Annotated in this window: 16 protein-coding genes and 6 pseudogenes; 11 read left to right on the top strand and 11 right to left on the bottom strand. The window is 57.9% G+C overall.

The features are described from left to right. Positions 1-129: 129 nt before the first annotated feature. From J3P73_RS36680 to J3P73_RS36650, 7 genes and pseudogenes are all read left to right on the top strand, one after another. Positions 130-1,260: a DUF3734 domain-containing protein gene (locus tag J3P73_RS36680; protein WP_018483790.1), complete on the top strand. Its 1,131-nt coding sequence runs from the start codon at positions 130-132 to the stop codon at positions 1,258-1,260. After that, positions 1,257-1,997 (top strand): acetoacetate decarboxylase, encoded by a 741-nt coding sequence (locus J3P73_RS36675; protein ID WP_018068219.1) that lies wholly within the window; start codon positions 1,257-1,259, stop codon positions 1,995-1,997. The genes J3P73_RS36680 and J3P73_RS36675 overlap by 4 nt, the downstream gene beginning before the upstream one ends. A 12-nt stretch (positions 1,998-2,009) precedes the next feature. Next, positions 2,010-2,792, top strand: coding sequence for a 3-hydroxybutyrate dehydrogenase (locus J3P73_RS36670; RefSeq protein ID WP_018495023.1), 783 nt, complete (start codon positions 2,010-2,012; stop codon positions 2,790-2,792). Positions 2,793-2,966: 174 nt separating this feature from the next. After that, positions 2,967-3,674: pseudogene (locus J3P73_RS36665) on the top strand (IS6 family transposase). Positions 3,675-3,811: 137 nt separating this feature from the next. Next, positions 3,812-3,989 (top strand): annotated as a pseudogene (locus tag J3P73_RS36660) (L,D-transpeptidase); the annotation flags it as partial. A gap of 135 nt (positions 3,990-4,124) precedes the next feature. Beyond that, the gene (locus J3P73_RS36655; RefSeq protein ID WP_024324033.1) at positions 4,125-4,244 is read left to right on the top strand and encodes a hypothetical protein; all 120 of its coding nucleotides are present in this window, start codon (positions 4,125-4,127) and stop codon (positions 4,242-4,244) included. Positions 4,245-4,387: 143 nt separating this feature from the next. Continuing rightward, positions 4,388-4,972, top strand: coding sequence for a hypothetical protein (locus J3P73_RS36650; RefSeq protein ID WP_018068222.1), 585 nt, complete (start codon positions 4,388-4,390; stop codon positions 4,970-4,972). Between the two features lie 459 nt (positions 4,973-5,431). On the opposite strand, the pseudogene J3P73_RS38020 reads toward J3P73_RS36650, so the two are convergent. Continuing rightward, positions 5,432-5,670, bottom strand: a pseudogene (locus J3P73_RS38020) (glutathione S-transferase C-terminal domain-containing protein); the annotation flags it as partial. A gap of 53 nt (positions 5,671-5,723) precedes the next feature. After that, positions 5,724-6,503 (bottom strand): annotated as a pseudogene (locus J3P73_RS36645) (IS5 family transposase); the annotation flags it as partial. Positions 6,504-6,799: 296 nt separating this feature from the next. On the opposite strand from J3P73_RS36645, the gene J3P73_RS36640 reads away from it, so the two are divergent. Then, positions 6,800-7,108: a type II toxin-antitoxin system RelB/DinJ family antitoxin gene (locus J3P73_RS36640; protein WP_018483794.1), complete on the top strand. Its 309-nt coding sequence runs from the start codon at positions 6,800-6,802 to the stop codon at positions 7,106-7,108. A 163-nt stretch (positions 7,109-7,271) separates the two neighbouring features. Here the strand turns inward: J3P73_RS36640 and J3P73_RS36635 are convergent, their stop codons facing one another. The 6 genes and pseudogenes from J3P73_RS36635 to J3P73_RS36615 all read right to left on the bottom strand — a co-directional run bounded on the left by J3P73_RS36635 (position 7,272) and on the right by J3P73_RS36615 (position 11,980). Beyond that, positions 7,272-8,480 carry an MFS transporter gene (locus J3P73_RS36635; protein ID WP_018483795.1) on the bottom strand — a complete coding sequence of 403 codons (1,209 nt, stop codon included), beginning with the start codon at positions 8,478-8,480 and terminating at the stop codon, positions 7,272-7,274. Between the two features lie 57 nt (positions 8,481-8,537). Next, entirely contained in the window at positions 8,538-9,527 is a 990-nt protein-coding gene (locus J3P73_RS36630; RefSeq protein WP_024323972.1) for an AraC family transcriptional regulator, read from the bottom strand. A gap of 359 nt (positions 9,528-9,886) precedes the next feature. Further along, a pseudogene (locus J3P73_RS36625) lies at positions 9,887-10,222 on the bottom strand (NADP-dependent oxidoreductase); the annotation flags it as partial. Between the two features lie 129 nt (positions 10,223-10,351). Next, positions 10,352-10,552 (bottom strand): hypothetical protein, encoded by a 201-nt coding sequence (locus J3P73_RS36620; protein ID WP_018068230.1) that lies wholly within the window; start codon positions 10,550-10,552, stop codon positions 10,352-10,354. 711 nt (positions 10,553-11,263) lie between these two features. Beyond that, positions 11,264-11,468, bottom strand: a pseudogene (locus J3P73_RS38005) (SOS response-associated peptidase family protein); the annotation flags it as partial. A 233-nt stretch (positions 11,469-11,701) separates the two neighbouring features. Then, entirely contained in the window at positions 11,702-11,980 is a 279-nt protein-coding gene (locus J3P73_RS36615; RefSeq protein ID WP_018068233.1) for an HU family DNA-binding protein, read from the bottom strand. Between the two features lie 584 nt (positions 11,981-12,564). On the opposite strand from J3P73_RS36615, the gene htpG reads away from it, so the two are divergent. After that, positions 12,565-14,451 carry a molecular chaperone HtpG gene (gene htpG / locus J3P73_RS36610; RefSeq protein WP_018483798.1) on the top strand — a complete coding sequence of 629 codons (1,887 nt, stop codon included), beginning with the start codon at positions 12,565-12,567 and terminating at the stop codon, positions 14,449-14,451. 599 nt (positions 14,452-15,050) lie between these two features. On the opposite strand, the gene J3P73_RS36605 is transcribed toward htpG, so the two are convergent. Together J3P73_RS36605 and J3P73_RS38000 are read right to left on the bottom strand one after the other, a co-directional pair. After that, entirely contained in the window at positions 15,051-15,506 is a 456-nt protein-coding gene (locus tag J3P73_RS36605; RefSeq protein WP_018483799.1) for a hypothetical protein, read from the bottom strand. A 55-nt stretch (positions 15,507-15,561) separates the two neighbouring features. Next, on the bottom strand, positions 15,562-15,876 hold the full coding sequence (locus J3P73_RS38000) for a YidB family protein (protein WP_245002811.1): 315 nt from the start codon (positions 15,874-15,876) through the stop codon (positions 15,562-15,564). On the opposite strand from J3P73_RS38000, the gene J3P73_RS36600 reads away from it, so the two are divergent. Continuing rightward, positions 15,769-16,161: a hypothetical protein gene (locus J3P73_RS36600; RefSeq protein WP_024323971.1), complete on the top strand. Its 393-nt coding sequence runs from the start codon at positions 15,769-15,771 to the stop codon at positions 16,159-16,161. The genes J3P73_RS38000 and J3P73_RS36600 overlap by 108 nt on opposite strands. Positions 16,162-16,307: 146 nt before the next feature. Here the strand turns inward: J3P73_RS36600 and J3P73_RS36595 are convergent, their stop codons facing one another. Next, on the bottom strand, positions 16,308-16,820 hold the full coding sequence (locus J3P73_RS36595; protein WP_075226169.1) for a hypothetical protein: 513 nt from the start codon (positions 16,818-16,820) through the stop codon (positions 16,308-16,310). Between the two features lie 465 nt (positions 16,821-17,285). Here J3P73_RS36595 and J3P73_RS36590 point away from each other — a divergent pair, with 465 nt between their 5' ends. Beyond that, the gene (locus tag J3P73_RS36590) at positions 17,286-18,296 is read left to right on the top strand and encodes an Lnb N-terminal periplasmic domain-containing protein (protein ID WP_024323970.1); all 1,011 of its coding nucleotides are present in this window, start codon (positions 17,286-17,288) and stop codon (positions 18,294-18,296) included. Positions 18,297-18,714 lie beyond the last annotated feature (418 nt).

Raw genomic sequence — 18,714 nt, 5'->3', positions numbered from 1 at the left:
TGAAATAACGTAGAATAAGATTAGTGAGGAAGCCTTCCTGCATTACTAAAATTTAATTTGCCCTGTGCAGCTCGATGGCCTTCCCTGGGCTATTTGTTAGCAGCAGCAGCATTTAAGGAAAAGCGACCCGTGAGTACTATTCCGACAGAGAAAACCGTGCTGGTGTTTCAGGGCGGTGGTGCTCTGGGTGCTTATCAGGCGGGCGCCTACGAGGCTTTGCACGAGGCCGGCGTCCGGCCCGACTGGCTGGCCGGCATTTCCATCGGTTCGATCAATTCGGCGATCATCGCCGGCAGCCCGGTCGATCGGCGCGTCGACAATCTGCGTACCTTCTGGCACCGGGTCTCCTCCGGCCTGCCCGGACATTTCCTCGGCAACGGCGATGCGATGCGGAAGTGGTTCAACGAATCCGCCGCGGTGCTCGGTTCCCTGACCGGCGTTCCCGGCTTCTTCACGCCACGGGCCTTCGCACCCTGGAACATTCCCGGCGATCCGATGGCCGCGATCAGCCTCTATGATACGGCACCACTGCAGGAGACGCTGGCGGGCCTGATCGATTTCGACCTGATCAATTCCGGCGCTATCCGGCTCAGCCTCGGTACCGTCGATGTGATGAGCGGTAATTTCAATTATTTCGACAACCGGCATTGCGATTTTACCACCCGCCACGTCGCCGCCTCCGGGGCGCTGCCGCCGAGCTTCGCGCCGGTCGAGATCGATGGCCGCTATTACTGGGATGGTGGCATCGTCTCCAACACGCCGCTGCAGCGCATTCTCGGCGCGGAGGAACTGGAAAGCGACCTGTGCATCTTCCAGGTCGATCTGTTCAGCGCCACGGGACCTTTGCCCAAGGATTTCTTCGATGTAGAGGCCCGTGAAAAGGAAATCCGCTTCTCCAGCCGCACACGCCTGAACACCGACCAGTTCCGCAAGCTACAGACGATCCGCATGGCGGCCAAGCGGTTGATGGAGAAATTGCCGGATGAGCTGAAGGACGATCCGGACGCGCGGCTGCTGGAAAAGATCGGCAATGATTCCGCCGTCACGATGGTACATCTGATCTATCGCCATGCCGCCTATGAAAGCGGGTCGAAGGACTACGAGTTTTCCCGGCTGTCCGTCGAGGAACACTGGAAGGCCGGGCACGACGACGTGGTCCACACGCTCACCCATCCGGACTGGCAGAACCGCACCCGCCCGACAAACGGGATCCGTGTCTTCGACCTTGCTGAAAAACATGTGCGCGAGAAAAAATCATGAAAATAGATGATGTAAGACGCAACGCATTCGCCATGCCGCTGACGAGCCCGTCCTATCCGCCTGGGCCGTACCGCTTCGTCAACCGCGAATACATGATCATAACCTACCGGACCGATCCGGAAGCCCTGCGCCGCGTGGTGCCGGAGCCGCTGCAATTCGACGAACCGCTGGTGAAATACGAATTCATCCGCATGCCGGATTCCACCGGATTCGGAGATTACACCGAATCCGGCCAGGTCATCCCGGTCACCTATGAGGGCGTCCATGGCGGCTACGTGCATTCCATGTATCTCAACGACGACGCGCCGATCGCCGGCGGCCGCGAGATCTGGGGCTTTCCGAAGAAGCTGGCCGAGCCGTCGCTGACTTCGGTCAAGGATGCGCTGGTCGGCACGCTCGATTATGGCGGCCAGCGGGTCGCCACCGCGACGATGGGCTTCAAGCATCGCACGCTCGACAAGGACAAGGTGCTGGAAGGCCTGCAGCAGCCGAACTTCATGCTGAAGATCATCCCGCATGTCGATTGCACGCCGCGCATCTGCGAACTGGTGCGCTATTACCTGGAGGACCTGACCGTCAAGGGCGCTTGGGAAGGGCCGGGCGCGCTGGCGCTTTTTCCGCATGCGCTGGCGCCGGTTGCCGACCTGCCGGTGCTTGAAGTCAAATCCGCCGTCCATATTCTCTCGGACCTGACGCTGGGCCTCGGCGAAGTGGTCCATGATTATCTTGCAAAATAGGGAGTTAAAACCATGAAACTCAAGGACAAGGTCTGCATCGTCACCGGCTCGGCCAGCGGCATAGGCCTGGCGATCGCCAGGAAATACGTGTCGGAAGGCGCCAAGGTCGTCATCGCCGACCTGAAGCTCGACGCGGCTGAAGCGACGGCGAAGGACCTGACCGCCGCCGGCCCGGGCGAAGCGATCGGCATCGCCATGGACGTGACCATCGAGGAAGCCGTCAATGCCGGCGTCGCTGCTGTCGTCGAAAAGTGGGGCCGGGTCGACGTGCTCGTCTCCAATGCCGGCATCCAGATCGTCAACAAGATCGAGGACTACGCCTTTTCCGACTGGAAAAAGATGCTGGCCATCCATCTCGACGGTGCCTTCCTGACGACCAAGGCCTGCATCCCGCACATGAAGGCGCAGAAGGGCGGCGCGATCATCTATATGGGCTCGGTACATTCGCATGAGGCCTCGCCGCTGAAGTCGGCCTATGTCACCGCCAAGCACGGCCTGCTCGGCCTTGCCCGCGTCGTCGCCAAGGAAGGCGGACCGGATGGTGTGCGCGCCAACGTCATCTGCCCCGGCTTCGTCCGGACGCCGCTCGTCGACAAGCAAATTCCGGAACAGGCAAAGGAACTCGGAATTTCCGAAGACGAGGTCATCAAGAAGGTAATGCTCGGCGGCACGGTGGATGCACAGTTTACCACGGTTGACGATGTCGCCGAAGTGGCGCTGCTGTTTGCCGGTTTCGAGACCAATGCTCTCACCGGCCAGTCACTAGTCGTCAGCCATGGCTGGTACATGCAGTAACGGTCTCGCTGAGGCATCGCAGCGGCTACAAGCAAATGTGGCGAAAAGGCATGTTACGAAGCTGACGTATCGCGTGTCGTTGAAGCCTTAGCAAACAACGATCTTTCCCTTCGAACTGCCGCGGTGGCATCGTAACGTTAACCGAGCAGCGATCAAAATGTGGGATCTGGCGTCATGACCAGATTAGCTCGTTATCGTCGTCACCGATTTCCAGCTGGCGTGATTGCCCATGCGGTTTGGCTCTGTTTCCGGTTTCCGTTGAGCCTGCGTATGGTCGAAGATCTGTTGGCCGAACGCGGCATCATGGTGTCTCACCAGACTGTGAGACTTTGGGCGGAGAAATTCGGTCGGCATTTCGCCAATGAAATACGGAGGCGATCCGCCTGCAAGCTCGGCGACAAATAGCATCTCGACGAGGTCGTCATCACCATCCAAGGAAAGAAACACTGGCTCTGGCGTGCCGTCGATCAGGATGGTTTTGTTCTCGACGCCCTGGTGCAAAGTCGCCGCAATGCCAAGGCTGCAAAACGCCTGATGCGAAAGCTTCTTAAGGGTCAAGGCCATTTGCCACGTGTGATGATCACCGACAAGCTCCGATCCTATGGCGCCGCAAAACGCGATATCATGCCCAGCGTCGAGCATCGCTCGCACAAGAGCTTGAACAATCGAGCCGAGAATTCCCATCAGCCGATCCGACGGCGTGAGAGGATCATGAAGCGGTTCAAGTCAGCGGGGCACCTTCAACGCTTCGTTTCCATCCACGACCCAATCGCCAACCTCGTGCACATTCCCCGCCACGATATTCCATCCGCCCACCATCGAGAACTGCGAGCCACCGCCATACAATTATGGTCCGATATCGCTCGCCTTGACGCCAACTGAACGAAAGCGACACGCCCGCTTTAATGCCTGAGCGCGTTAACTTTACGATGCCCGCCTGGCATTTGAATCGATCTGGTTGTCTGGCAATTAATCTCAGGCATCCGGCCGCTCGAGCATCGGTCTTCTGGACCAGAAGGCTTGGGGCGGCTACATCCTACCAGGGTGGGCAAGATACCATGTTCCGGTTGCATGGCACGAACGCGCCTTGGTCCATCGGGCACGCGGTCTCGAACGGCTGCATCCGAATGACGAACGCCAATATCCTGGATCTTTTATAGCCGCGCGCCCGTGGGGACGCGGGCCTTGGTCATCTGATGCACGCTTACCAAGGGGGACAACGATCCGTTTGGTCTGTGACCTTTCTGCACTAGTTACTTATATAAGTAATCACTACTATCTGATTCGTCGCCGACCACAACGTGTGCGAATCTAAGGATAGGGGACTTCTTGATGAGCAGAATTCTAGTCTTGATCATTGCAATGTTCGCAGTCGCCAACCTGAGCGCCTGCGGGACGATCGGCAAGGGCAAGGGGAAAGCTCCGCCGCCAGCCGAGGCGGTCTACAAGTAACCACCAGTGTTTAGAATGTGGAGAAGGGCGATGCTGCCCTTCTCCACACATGCTTGGCTCGTTTTTCGACTTTCGACGCAAGACTGGCATATGAGCATTTTCAGGCCCGGCAACTGCCAGGGCTCGCAGTATGGAGCCTAGGAATGACGCTTGGAAGAGCCCGTCTGCCGCTCGTTATCCTGTCGGTATTTGCGATATCTTCGTGCCAGACGGAAGATAAAAGTCCCCAACCACATTTCACGACCAATAGCCGCGGCCAGAAAACCACCGGCACGGCTCAGGCCAATGCCGACACCCACTTCATCGAGTTTCGCTCGCGCTACGCACTGACCTATGGGCATACTTACGTCGTTTTCGGGCGTGTGGACGCGAACGGAAATATGATCGATCCCGAGGTTGCTGGCCTTGCCCCTGCCTCGCCGGATGCCGCGCCCTATGTCATGGGGCATTTCATACCGGTTCCGGCCACGACCGGGCAGACCGACGGCGATCTGGAAGAGCAGTACAGGTCGGCAAGCTGGCGGGTGATGCTCACGGACGACGAATACAGCGGCGTTGTCGCTTTTATCCGCGAGCAGCAAGCGAACTCCCATTTCTGGCAAGCGTCGGTCGACAATTGCAACAACTGGGTTGGCGAGATCGCGCGCCACATGGGCTACAAGACGCCCAGCATCTGGCTGAGGCCGCAGCAATTCATTACAGAACTTCGAGAAATGAACACAGTCTGAGTGCGTTTCGGCCTGCCTATTGGACGCCGTTTGGAGTGCGCCCTTGAGGGCGGACACTGATCAGGCCGCTGTTTTGCCAGTCTCCCGGATGTGTTAATCCTCGAACTGAAACGGGCTCAGGTAGCCGAGCGCTGAATGAAGTCTGCGTGTGTAAACCTTCCCCGTGAAGTGGGGAGGGTGTGGCTGGAGTGGCCATTTATCGGTCCCACGGGCGCTCTCGCCGCATCGCTCGTAACCGCCTCCTTCATCTTCCTTCTGTTTGCCGTCTTCGGCGCGTAGGCTGCTTGCGTCGGCCCACGTGCGATATCCTCATCAAGGATGATGATGATCAACGCTTTAGGATATTAAAGCGGCATTATGGAGCAAGTGCCGGCACTTGCTCCATAATGCCGCATATTTTCGGGGGCGCGTAGTCCTGTTTCTCTGACATCTTCATCTCCACTGTTCAGTCTGCCGTTGTCATGTCGTCGCCGGATAGTTCGATGGAAAGAGTGCGCGCTTGGTCTCCTCGTCGTTGACGCGCTTAAACGAATGATCCCTTCCGGCCTCCCGGGCGCGAACGACAGCGGGGCGCGCATCAATGGCCGCTTCACGTTGGGATACGCCGCAAGCGGATCTTCGGCCACTTTGAGGACGCGCGAGGCCCGATCCAGCCATCCCCAAGCCGATATGTCCGCAATTGTGTAGGTATCCCCGACGGCGTTGGTGCAGCGTTCAGAAACAGGTCATGATTCAGTCTTTGATAGACATTTCATTTTATTGCTCCCGCCGAGGCTTGGAAACGAACAGATTTCGGGCGTCCGCAGGCAAGCATTCGGTTGAGGATGGTGACGCCGATCGCGGCCTCTGTCTGCTGAGCAAGGCACGACAGAGCCCGCAAACGTGGTCCAATGATGCCTTCGTATCGACCCATCGCGGTTTCAACCAAAGCCCGTTTGCCATAGCCGGTTGATGTCTGCCATTTCAGCAGGCCGTCTATCTGCATGGAGGCTATGTGGCCGTCTCTCTGGCAGCATGTTTGGACGTTGGGCCGTTCAACCGCGTTCGAACGCGGTGGAATAACGACCCTCGCGCCTGAGCTGTGGCGCAGAACTGCGTGGTAGGTTGGAGTGCCATCATAGGCTCCATCGGCAGTGAATTGGCAGATCTCTTCGTCTATCTGGTCAAGCAACGGCTCCAGCTGCGAGACATCGCCGGTTCCCTGATTTGTCAAACTATGTGGCATGATCTCGCCACCGTCGGCGTCAACAGCCAGATGCAGCTTGCGCCAACCACGCCGAGACTTCGCTCCGTGCTTTTCTTCCAGCCATTGGCCCGCGCCATAAATCTTCAACCCGGTGCTGTCAATCAAGACGTGAATCGGCCCGTCCGCCACGGATTGGCGGTCATTGCTTTTGCTCGATGGCTTCCAGGTTCTGGCCCGCCGGCTCAGCGTGGTGTGATCGGGCACAGCCAAATCCAATGCCATCAATTCCAAAACAGAGTTCAAGAAACCCTCGCTCTGGCGCAACCGCAATCCGAATACCATGCCCATTGAACTTCATCTTGCCGATGCGATGACGGCGGGCAGCGTTATGTTTGTGCGGCATGCGGGATCAATCAAGCTATTTTCGATACCAGCCCCATAGATCCAAAACGTTGAAATTTGGTCCGTGCACCAATGCCTTCCATATATGGCTATTATCCCACACGATTGAGATTGGGCTCGTCGCTTCAGATACATTCAAGAGCAACTAGAGGAACGAGAACGGCCGAAGGCGGTCCTAAAAGCACTATGGCGTTTGTCATTCATTTGCATTATCATCTCGCTGAAAAGTGGAGATCGCTATGGCTGCAAATGCACTGGTACAAACTCGTATTGATGCCGAGGTTCGGGATCGTGCCTCCGCAGTGCTTGGAAATATGGGGCTGACCGTATCTGATGCGGTTCGTATCTTACTCACCCGAACGGCCAACGAAGGTGCGCTGCCGCTGGAGCTTCTTTCAGGCAGCGAGGCCCATGACGCTTGGTTTCGCACCAAGGTACTTGAAGCGCTGAACGATATTCGACCGGACGTCTCAGATGATGAAGTCGAGGCGCATTTCGCTGAACGTCGAGCGGCAGCCCGCCTTAGCGCGGGTGCGCGCAAATCGTGAAGCTTACCTGGTCTGCGTTTGCGTTATCGGATCGCGACGCCATTTTCACATACATAGAAGCAGAAAATCCGTCAGCCAAGGCGACGTATTAGACAAGTGTTCAGCTCTCGAGGACGTTTGCCAGTCAACGGTGGTCGCACTTGCTCAACCCGGAAGGTGAAGATCAGCTTCGAGGCTGCAGCAGCGCCAAGGCGATCGTCGATGCGGCTAGGACGGCGGTAACGGTCAAGGGACCGACAGCGCCGTAGTGATCGACGACATAGCCGCCGAGAACCGCGCCGATACTGATGGCGACCTGGAAGGAGACGACCATCAGGCTCCCCGCTGCCTCCAGAGCGTCGGGGGCTCCGCGGGACAGATTGGTCGGCAGCACTACCGGTGCCATGCCGAACGCGAAGCCCCAAAGTGAAACGAAGGTGAACGCAACGCCGATGTGAGCACCCGAAAGCACCAAGGCGAGCGCCGCAACGGCCATCAGCGCGGCAGTGACACCAAGCGCCAGGTGGATACTTGCGTCGGCCATTCGGCCACCGGCGACGTTGCCGATCACAGAGGCGATGCCAAACCCGAGCAGCGCTAAGGCAAGCCATTCGGTTTCAAGGTGCGTCACTTGTTCCAGGAACGGACGCAGGTAAACCGAGCCGGCAAAATGCCCTGTCATTAGCAGAAGGATGGCAAGCATTCCCAGTTGAACGCCACGCCGGGCTGTCAGCCGGAACACGTCGGCTAGGCTGTTGCTTGTGCTTGCCGGCAGCGTTGGCAAGCTGAGCGCCTGCAGCAGCATGGCAAGTGCGGCAAGTCCGGCGGTCATCGCCATGGCGATGCGCCATCCCAGCCAATCGCTGATCAAAGCGCCCATCGATGGCGCAGCTATGGTGGCGAGCGAGACGCCGAGGGTGACAACAGCCATGCCCCGACCTGTCGCATTGGCGCCAACCAATCTCGCTACGACCGCGACTGAAAGCGCCCAGAAGCCGCTGAGCGCGATGCCGAGCCCAGCCCGTCCCACCAACAATAGCCAAAAATCGGACGCTAGGGCTGCAAGAATATTGGATCCGATCGCCAACGCACTAAGACCGACCAGCACCCCCTTGCGGTTCAGTCTGCCGATGAAAACATTGCTCAATAGGGCCGTCACGGCGCCGACTGAAGCGGTAGCCGTGACGACCTGTCCGGCAGTTCCCTCGGTAATCCCGAGATCGCGCGCCATTGGCGTCAACAGGCCCGCCGGCAGGAACTCAGCCGATACAAGCGCAAAGCTTGTGGCGGCCATCGAAAGAACGGCAAACCAAGTGGCAACGCTCCAGGCGGCTGGCTTGCCGGTGTCAAAGTCTATCGCGGCGTTGTCGAGTTTCGATGTCGTGTCCGTCATAGAACTATCTCCACGTTCAGAGATTTCATAGACGAACTTCTCAGGATGATATGTGTCTTAAAATCCGAAATTCATGTCTAATCGTCCAGAACTTGTGCGGCGCACAATACCCGGTGACACGCTGGTGATGCGCTTGAACGCGCGAGCGAAGGATGCCTCCGACTCATAGCCCAAACGGGAAGCAACTTCGGCAACTGACATGCCGCTTTGGCCCAGCAACTCGCGGGCAAGCTGCATCCGCAGACGGCCAAGATAACGTGCCGCGCCTTCTCCTAAGATAGCGCTGAAGCGCTCGGCAAAGATCGAGCGCGACTGGCCTGCCACGGCCGCGAGGCTTTCGAGGGTCCAGTTATGGCCGGGGTCCCGGTGCATGGCTGCCAAAACACGACCTATATGGGGGTCGCGGATGGCGGCGAGCCAGCCGGTGGTCGAGGCTCCGCTGCAATTCACCCAGCAGCGGATAAGCCGCGCTGCGAGCAAGTCTGCCATACGAGATAGGACCGTCGCGCTGCCCATCTGGGGCTGTGAAGCCTCCGCCGACATCGCCGCCAGCAGGGGACGGACGATCGGGTCATTGCCGGCTACATCGCAGCCCTTGATGATTGGCGGCATCAAGGCGATCAATGGACTAATCGCATACGCGCTTAAAGCCATGGAGCCGCAGAAGAGGGTGCTGGTCGCACCCGTTCCTTCCCGCACCACTTCGCAGACGTTGCTGCCCAACCTTGTTATCTGACAGCTTTGGAGCGAGTCGCCCTCAACATCTGGCGCGCTGGCTAATCTATGCGCGATACCTTGGGGCAGCAACACGAGATCTCCATCGTTCAACTCCTGCCACCCTTGAGCTTCGGTATGGATCCAGCACGGACCCTGGCTCACGAAGTGAAAACGAAGTAGCTGTTGTGCGGGAAAGGCAATGCTCCATGGATGTCTGAGTTCGCAGCGCCCATAGTTGACGCCACTCAAGCGAAAGTCTTGCAGCACTTCGCTTAGCGCATCCATTGGGATATTTGACGGTGACAACGGTCGAGACGAATGGTCAAGCATTTAGCCAAATTAGGTCTCGAGCGTCCGGCATGCAAGCACGATTGTGTCGCGCGGTATTTTAATGTGAACTTCAGCGTGATCGCTGCCAGCAGCGGCCTCTCTGAAGCTGTCAGCCGATGGATTGAAGTCAAGTCCGAAACGGCGTGGGGTATGTCGGTTCGACTCTCACGAGGCGAATTTCTATCATGACTTCTGTGACGCGATGCTGCGGACCGACAGTGTGCCAGCGCACCGAGCCCTTCTGGTAAACGCGGGGTGGTCAACTCTTTGTTGCTTGCGCGTTCAAAAGGTCCGCAGGATGCATCCCGCACAACGTCGGGAAAGAACCGCACCGGGAATAGATAACGCCAAGGCTATATTCAGGGCGCGACGCGCACGATCAGCTTTCCGAAATTCTTCCCTTCCAGGAGGCCAAGGAAAACCTCCGGAGCGTTTTCAAGTCCGTCAATGATATCTTCCTTGTACTTGAGCCGCCCTTCAGAGATCCACGCTCCGGTCTGATGATAGAAGTCAGGACGCTGTTCGGCAAATTCGCGCTGTATGAAGCCTCGTATGGTGAGGCTTTTCCGCAGGATGGCACGCGTCACGGCAGGAAGCTAATCCGGTCCGCTCGAGGCAGAGGATGAATCGTGGTAATGCGCGATGAGCCCGCAGACCGGTATGCGCGCGAAGTCATTCAGCAATGGAAACACCGCGCACACGCGACTGACGCCTACCCAACTAGATTCGATCTATCAAACCGGATGCCCGATGAGGACCTCAGAGGGGCGCCGGGGACGGGCGAAGCCGAAACAACCCCTCCCTAGGAGCGGGCCCATGTTACCCTACGATGGCCGGACGTTCTCGTGGTAACATTTCTCTATGGCCTCAGCGGCAGTCCCGCCAAAACCCATCACCTTGTTCTCGTCGGCCGGATCGCAGATCCAGCGGTCCTCCTCATAGACGGTGACCTTGAAGCCGAGCCGCTTTGACGCCTCCTCGGAGAGTATTTGTTCCGTGCTGGTAAGCTTGTGCGCGCGTGACATCTTTCGTCTCCAATAGTTTTCACTGCCCTACTTATAGAAGTAATTCATGTAGGAGCGGGGAGGGGTGCTATCGAGGTAGAACGTCTTTGACGTCCTCGCCGTGATCGCATTCGCTGCTTGGCGTCGGACATCCCGGCGGTGCGGTCATCGCCCCCAAACTCGATGTCAGAAGCGTGAGATGAAGACCTACGCTTCATGCCGTTTTTCTTGCACCCGTTTGCAATGCCCAACTGCTTGAGACGGTGTTCTACAGCAAAGGTGGAGATAGTCCTCAGAATGCTGCTATCCGTCACAGCAGCGTCCGAGAGTACAAGCACGGATACGCGTACGGTCTTTTTACTTGTAACCTTCTGGAAGCGCTTAACGGTAAAGTCGTAGAGTTCTTTCTCAGACAGGCCCGCTGTTGCTCCCTCTAGGGCCGCTTCGTATATTCGCTTCCGTCCTTTACCCATAACGGGCGTCCTCCTGATCCCTCTGCAACAGATAGCGCGCAGTCAGGAAATTGCATTGACCCATATCAAAGAAAGCGTCTCCTCGGGCCAATGATAACGGTTCAGCGCCCGCGCCAACCAGGTGAGCGGCGCATCGCGTACCTTCGTCGTGTGTGAGGAGGCCAACCGCGTCATTGCCTACTACGCGCTCGCTTCCGGCCGTGTTCGGTGCGGAACAGACCGCGTTCTTGCAGGATCGGCACCACCGCCTCTGCGAAGGGGGCTTGATCAGCGACTTTTCAGAGATTGTGGGATCGAGCCAATCAGCCCTACGCACATCGCGCCCAGGATGACGACCTGCCGGTCGTGATATTGCGCGATGTCCGGCCTCGGTTCCATCGTCAACATGGTGAAGGCTTGTCCGACCACGGCGTTTCGCGCCAGATACCGGTTACGCAGAAGAGCGATCTGTCCTTGCGCTTCTTTTCGGTCATTGGGGCCGGTACCTCCGGCGGCAGGCCGGCGCGTAGCAAGCGTCTTGGCCGAAAGGAGCGCGTAAATAATCAGCAGAAGGCAGTCGAGATATTCGATGAACTCAAGGCCGAACTGCGAAACTCAAACTGCGGCTGGCCGCACGCGAGATTTTCATGGCCGACAGGAAGGTCGCATCGAGCCTGGCGTACCGGATCGACCGGCGGGCCAGGCTCGATGCTTCGCTTCACTTATTCAACGCGTCTTTCAAAGCCTTGGCCGGCGTAAACGCCAGCTTCTTGGCCGCTGCGACCTTGATGGTCGCGCCAGTTGCCGGATTGCGCGCCTCGCGCTCCGGGGTTGCTTTCACTTTAAACTTCCCAAATCCTGGCAGCGAGGTTTCGTTACCGTCCATCGCAGCTTGAGTGATCGAGGCAATCACGGCCTCGACGATCGCCTTGCCCTGTGCCTTCGTCAGGCTGTGTTCGCCTGCAATCTTGTCGGCGATTTCATTCGTGGTGGTCATTGTGCTTCTCCGCATCATTGTTCATGCGCAATCCCTGACAGCGGATTGCGCTGCTGTCATTGAGGCACTGCGGCATCGTATGTCGAATTGTCCGGATTTCCACAGTTTCCGACCGGGCGACAGCCCCTGGTGCGCGATCGCGTAATCGGACGCAGAGATGAGCCATGATATCAGTTTTGTGTGCTAAGGAGAAAAGGCCGTCCGCGACTTGATCGTCGAGGAACTCGTCGACGCTGGCTGGTTCCAGAGTAGCAACCCGAGGGTCTCTCGTCGGCTCACTGTAAAGCATCGCCCAACGCGGCGACGAAACCATCGCTGCCCGATCTGGCGGCGGGGCGCCCAACGCAACTAATGGATCCTTCCAACGATGCAGCCTTCGCGCTTGATTTTGAACGGCGCCCGCACATCGCTCCTTGCCCGGCTGAATCTCAAACATCTTGATGGCCTTAAAACACAAAGAGACGTTGAAGAGGAATGCTTGCTCGTGTTTCCATCATGATCAGATCTTTTTCCCACCTTGAATTTTCAAACCTGTTTCGCCATTTGTTCGGCGCAAATTTCGCTTTCTTGGAGAACACAAGCACATGACAACGACTGCAGAACAGACCGCTGAAAGCCACGTTTTTGAGGCTGACGTTGCCCGCCTTCTGCATATGATGGTCCACTCCGTCTACTCGGACAGGAACGTTTTTCTGCGCGAACTGATTTCGAATGCGGCCGATGCCTGCGAGAAGCTGCGCTATGAAGCAATCGAGAAACCGTCGCTCCTGGGAGCCGATGCCGAAAGCCGGATCACGCTGACGCTGGACGAAGAGAACCGTCAGCTTGTTGTCGAGGACAATGGCATCGGCATGAGCCGCGACGAGATGATAGAGGCGCTCGGGACGATCGCGAGGTCGGGGACACGGGCGTTCATGGAGCGAATTGAAGCAAGCAAAGCCGCTGAAGGCGCTCAACTGATCGGGCAGTTCGGCGTCGGTTTCTACTCCTGTTTCATGGTTGCGGAGCGCGTCGATGTGATCTCCCATCGTGCCGGATCGCAGGAAGCGTGGATGTGGGCCTCCGACGGCAAGGGAAGTTACAGTGTCAGCCCTGCAAACCTCGCCGAAGTTCCATCCTGCGGTACACGGGTTGTCCTGCATCTGATGGAGGATGCGAAGCAATACACTTCCCGTTGGACGGTCGAGCGTATCGTCAAGGAACAATCCGGCCACGTGCCGGTCGCGATCCGCGTTGTCGAGAAGCCCGGCAGTGAGCCAGTTCAGATAACGGACGGCAGCGCGCTGTGGACCAAATCGAAGAGCGAAGTCACCAAAGAAGAGTATACGGACTTCTATCGTGGGGTCTCCGGGCAGTACGACGAACCGGCGCTGACCGTCCATTTTCGTGCTGAAGGCCGGCATGAATATACGGCTCTGGCGTTCATACCCGGAACGCAGCCTTTCGACATGCTTGATCCCGAAGGCAAAGGCAGGATGAAGCTTTACGCAAAGCGGGTCTTCATCACCGACGATGCGGAACTCCTACCGAGGTACCTTCGCTTCGTCCGCGGGTTGATCGACACCGCCGATTTACCCCTCAACGTCTCTCGTGAGATGATTCAGGAAAGTCCGATCCTGATGGCGATCCGCAGAGGCGTCACCAGCAGGATCATCACCGCGATCGAGAAATTGAGCGAAAGTGACGCCGAGGCCTTCCTCAAATTTTGGGAAAACTTCGGAGCCGTCCTTAAGGAGGGCATCTACGAGGACTTCGAGCGTCGTGCTCAGCTTATGGCGCTTGCCCGGTTTCGGACGTCCACATCGGGCGAGGGCTACCGTTCGCTGGCTGAGTACGTCAAAGATATCAAGGAAGGCCAGAACGCCATCTACTATCTTGCGGGCAGCAGCTTGGACCAGCTCAAGCCATCACCTCAACTGGAAGGTTTCCTGGCGCGTGGGATCGAAGTGCTGTTCTTGACAGACTCTGTCGACAGCTTCTGGGCGATGAATGCACCGGAATTCGAGGGCAAAGCGTTTAAGTCCATCACTCAGGGTGCCGCGGATCTCGCACAATTTGCAAAGCTCGATCGTCAGGCAACGCAGGAACCAGAGACCGCCACCATGGCGAAATTCCTTGCGTTCACCAAGCAGACGCTTGCTGACCATATTGCCGATGTCAGGGCATCCGATCGTCTGACGGAAAGCGCGGTCTGCCTCGTTGCACCGGAAGATGGCTATGACAGGCAGATGGAAAAAATCCTGCGAAACGCCGGTCGCCTTGAAGATGCAGCCAAGCCGATCCTGGAGATCAATTTGGTGCACCCTTTGATCAAGGCGATTGCGAGCGTGGAGGGTGATGCCCTGTATCAGGAGGACGCCGCGTTCTTGTTGCTGGACCAAGCACGCATTTTAGATGGCGATCGGCCTACAAATCCACGCCGATTTGCCGAGCGGCTCGCACGGGTCTTTCAGAGGTCGGTGCAGCCGTAGCAACAAGGAGCAAGGTGGGGGTGGGCCCAACCTCCACCATATATCCTCCGAATATTCCTGCCCTCATCGACCGTGGATGCCGACGTTCAGTTGTCTAGGCAGGGTTTGCGCGTTAGCGGCGTTTTGTGGCTTGAGCCTTTCGGCTGCTGCCATCGCAGAACGGTGGAGCAAGGATCGACGGTACTGATTCCTTGCTGCTCTTCAAGGACTCCGACGAAATTGCCATGATAAGCTCGTTCCGCCGCGACAACTTTGTCGGCATCTCGACGCAGTGAGGGTGAAGACGCCAAAGTCTAAAATGGGAGGGGGAGGCCGCTGTTTCGAACTCAAGGCGAAAGGTGCGGGGCCATTGCGATGTTGAAATACGGGCCAAACCTAGTTTTGCGCCCGGTCTCAAACTGACCAGGAAGTCTGGTCCCGCGTGCTTCCATCAGAGCCTTCAGCGAAAATGAACCGTTTTGATCCACCGGTTTGCTCCCCGACCATCTCGCCCGGATCGCAGATCATCGTGCAAATAGGATCAGTGCGTTGTTGCCGCGGCAGCGGAAAGACCGCTCGTGGCGGTCTTTCCTGTATCTGCAGACCGATTAAAGCTTCGATCAACCGGCGGCCTTGATGCTGGTATTGCACAGGCTCCAATAGCCGCCGCCCTTCTGGATCCACTTGAGATCGCCGAGCGTGCCGGCATCTTTGGCCGCATGGTAGGAGTCGACGCAAGTGTGCAGGCGGGCCTTGCCAGGCGTTTCGCTCGAATACTTCTTGTCGATCGCCTTCGGGAACTTGACGCTCTTCGGCGCCGCGGTCGTCGGCTTTGCCGGTTCCTTCTCGCTCGTGGCGGTAACATCCGCCTCGTCAGCCTTGTCGGCAGCAGCAGCGTCGGCGCCACAGAACTTTGCGCGGAAATCGTTCCACTTCACGTCCTTGGCGGAACCGTCGGCCTTGGCGGCCTGATACTTTGTGCTGCACTCCTTCATCGTCAAGGCATGCGCCGGCGACGACATGATAAAAGCAGCGACCAGCGAGCCGGCAGCGGAGAGAAGCAGTTTGTGTGACATATGATTGGCCTCCGTCGATGATGTTGACGTTTCAGTCTACGCTTCCGCCTCGGCGCTAAGACGCTGACAACGGTAGGATTCCATTCGGGCTTGCCTGATCTACGGCCGTCGGAAGGTGCTCCGCGAGAAGCTCGGGTACCTTGCTGATATCGATGCCGAGATTGGAGGCAAGGGCCTGTAGCTGCTCTGACGAGAGCGCTGCGCGAATTTGGTCCGCGGTGATCGGGATATTGTCTCCCGTGCCTATCCAGGAGGCTACCTGATGGCCAAGCCCGCTTTGATTGAGTTGCGTGAGAACGCCATCGAGCCCGCCGGCATTCTGGAAAACATCTTCGGCGACAGCCAGAAGATTGACTGGCCTGCCATTCAAGACGTCGCTGACGACACTGCCCAAACCATCGAAAAGCCCCATGACACTCCCCTTGGTTCATTCGCCGTACACCACAAACGCTTACACCTGCTGAATGAACCTCAGATGAACAAGGGCGACCACTGCTTCCGGGTAGCACTGGATACAGCGCAGCGCATGCCTGTTTCAGATGCGATCGTCATCGTTACCTCAGTGCTAGCGGATGATGTTTCCGAGCCGCCAGAATACCGCTCAATAGGGCCCCGTTCGTTCGGCAATCGCGCAGGCCCAGGGGCGCAGACCTGACCCGCCGGTCTTGCGCGTCGTCACAGCGTCGGCGGCTTCATACAGATAGGTTCTTGCCATCTTATCGCCTCGCCTCGAGACGAGGCCATTCTAGCTGACCTCGCCGGAATCGAGGACGACCGGGATGGCGCGGTTTGGACGCTGGCTCACAACTTCCCGAACGCCACGCCTCTCCAGCCCCAGCCAGCCCGATGAGCGGCCTCAATGAGGGGCGTCTTTATTTCAGCGGTATTGAAGCGATATTCGTAAACCTTGCCGTAGGACAGGTCTTCCTTGAAGGCAAAGGCCATCTCGAAGCTTTTTTCCCACTTCCGACCGCGGAACGCATTAGCGCTCAACGCAAGCGTGGGCACGCCGGCGCGCCATTCGACGGACCATTCCTGATCGACGACGCGGACTTCGCAATTGGAAGGATCGAATTTCATCAGCACCTTGAACACCTTTTGCAGGCCGGCTTTGGCGAATAGTTCGTACCAGCGGGCATCAACGATCTTCCATTCAGCGACAAGATCGACGCCTTCCGGCTTGCCGTCACGAACGACGAACGGCGCAGTCTTTCTATTGATAGCGAGAAGATCATTGCGAAGCGTTGCCGTCGATTGGCGGTCCGCGCCCTTCGGCGCCGGTTTATATCCTATCAGCCAGTCGAACAATTTCACGGCAGGTTTCCTCAATCAGGGGCACTGTGGACAATCTCTACGGTGAAACACATTAAAAAATCGAGATCGTATCCCATCGAGTTCTCTAATCGCTATTGTCAAGCGTGGCTCTCCAGTTTTGTGATGCGTGTCGGGTCCTATGTCGAGCCGCCAACTCCGCCGATATGGGCTCGTCTCTGATGCAGACATCCGCGACTGAAAACTCAGCTGCGAGAAATCGTCGTGTTGGAGGACTTCCCCTTCGTCCCCTGACGCTCTGGAGGGAGAGGGGAGATTTCGCAGAGGATTATGCCTGGTCTTGTCATGCCTGTTGGCACCGTCGGTCGCGCCAGCGGAATGCAAGCCATATCAAAAATGGAGGATCCGTAGCCCCCGTCGCTTCGGATCGGTTCTGGGCTTCGAGCCCGGAAACCGATAGGGTCCAACGATCAGGACGGACGCTTCAAACTCGTTTGGAAAATCAAAATGGTTCGACCGGTCCGTGCGATCGTCATTGCAGTGCTTGTGCTGCTTGTTGCCTTCGTATCGGCCTGGTCGTCGCTCGCGCTTTGGTACCGCTTGCCGTTGCCCGAGGTCGGCAGGCAAGCCAGCGCCATCTTGTTCGGGCTTTTTGGCGCATGGGTCATCGTGGCGCTCTTTGGCAGGAGGCGCTTTCGTGCGGTCCTCGGGTTTGCGGCCGCGTTCGTCCTTGTCCTCGTCTGGTGGAGCACGATCGAGCCGCCGGCAAATGGCGCGTGGGCTCCGGACGTCGCTCGTCAGGTCACCGGCGAATTCGACGGTGATCTGTTGACGCTGACAAATGTCCGCGATTTCGAGTGGCGCAGCGCCACCGACTTCACGGAACGATGGACGACGCGCAGTTACGACCTGAACAAGCTGAAGAGCGTCGACATGTTCATGTCGTACTGGTCAGGTCCGACCATCGCGCATGTCATGATGAGCTTCGGCTTCGACGACGGCCGCTATCTGGCGTGGTCTATCGAGGTGCGTCGCCTTTCCGGAGGTTCGTTCTCACCGCTGGCGGACCTTTTCAAAAACAGTCCTCTGGTCATCCTCGCCGCAGACGAGAGAGATGTGATCGGTCTCCGCTCCAATTTTCGCGGTGAGGACGTCCAGATCTACCGTCTGAGGGCGTCGCCGGCGGCTGCGAGGCTTCTTCTGCGCGAGTACGTCTCCGACGCAAACGCGCTCGCGGCGACGCCCGCCTTCTACAATTCGCTGACGACCAACTGCACGACGACGATCGTCAAGATGATGCGCGTTGCAGGCGACGCCGTGCCGACGGACTGGCGCCTCGTCGTCAATGGATACCTGCCGGAATACGCCTATGACCGGGGCGCGCTGGATACCTCGGTTCCCTTGTCGCAACTGCGGTCGGCCGCACACATCGCTGCAAGGGCGCGCGATGACGGTGTTTCTCCGAATTTTTCGCAGGCCATTCGCGTCGGCGTCCCGTCGCCGCAGGACGCGTTGTGACCTCCGCCGGAGGGTTGATCAAGCAAAACGACTAAGCAGGCAACATAATGTCTCCCTAGATTGACGACGATGATGCGCATCGCCTTCTGGGGCTTTTCGTATTCGGCCCAGCACCAATTCGGAGCCGAAGGTTGACCCCTCGTAGGCAAAGCTCTTCCTATTGATTTTCAAATGTAATCCGACGCCAGGGCAGAGGTCATGGCCAGCGCCGATCATGACCGTGAAGCGCTAAGGCCTCCTTCTGGAATCCTCGGCGAATTTCGAATCCGTAGCGGAATGGTACCCAGTGCGATGTCGCGTTCCCAGTAGGGCCGGCCGCCCTCATCCCAACGTGCGTTGGCGACGATCAATGCGACGGTGCCCGACTTCGAAGAACAGGACGAAGCTCGGCATAAATGATCTTCGCGGTCTCTCGATC

This window comes from Rhizobium ruizarguesonis (genome assembly GCF_017357285.1).
Lineage (GTDB): Bacteria > Pseudomonadota > Alphaproteobacteria > Rhizobiales > Rhizobiaceae > Rhizobium > Rhizobium ruizarguesonis.
This window is presented reverse-complemented; position numbering and strand designations above follow the sequence as displayed.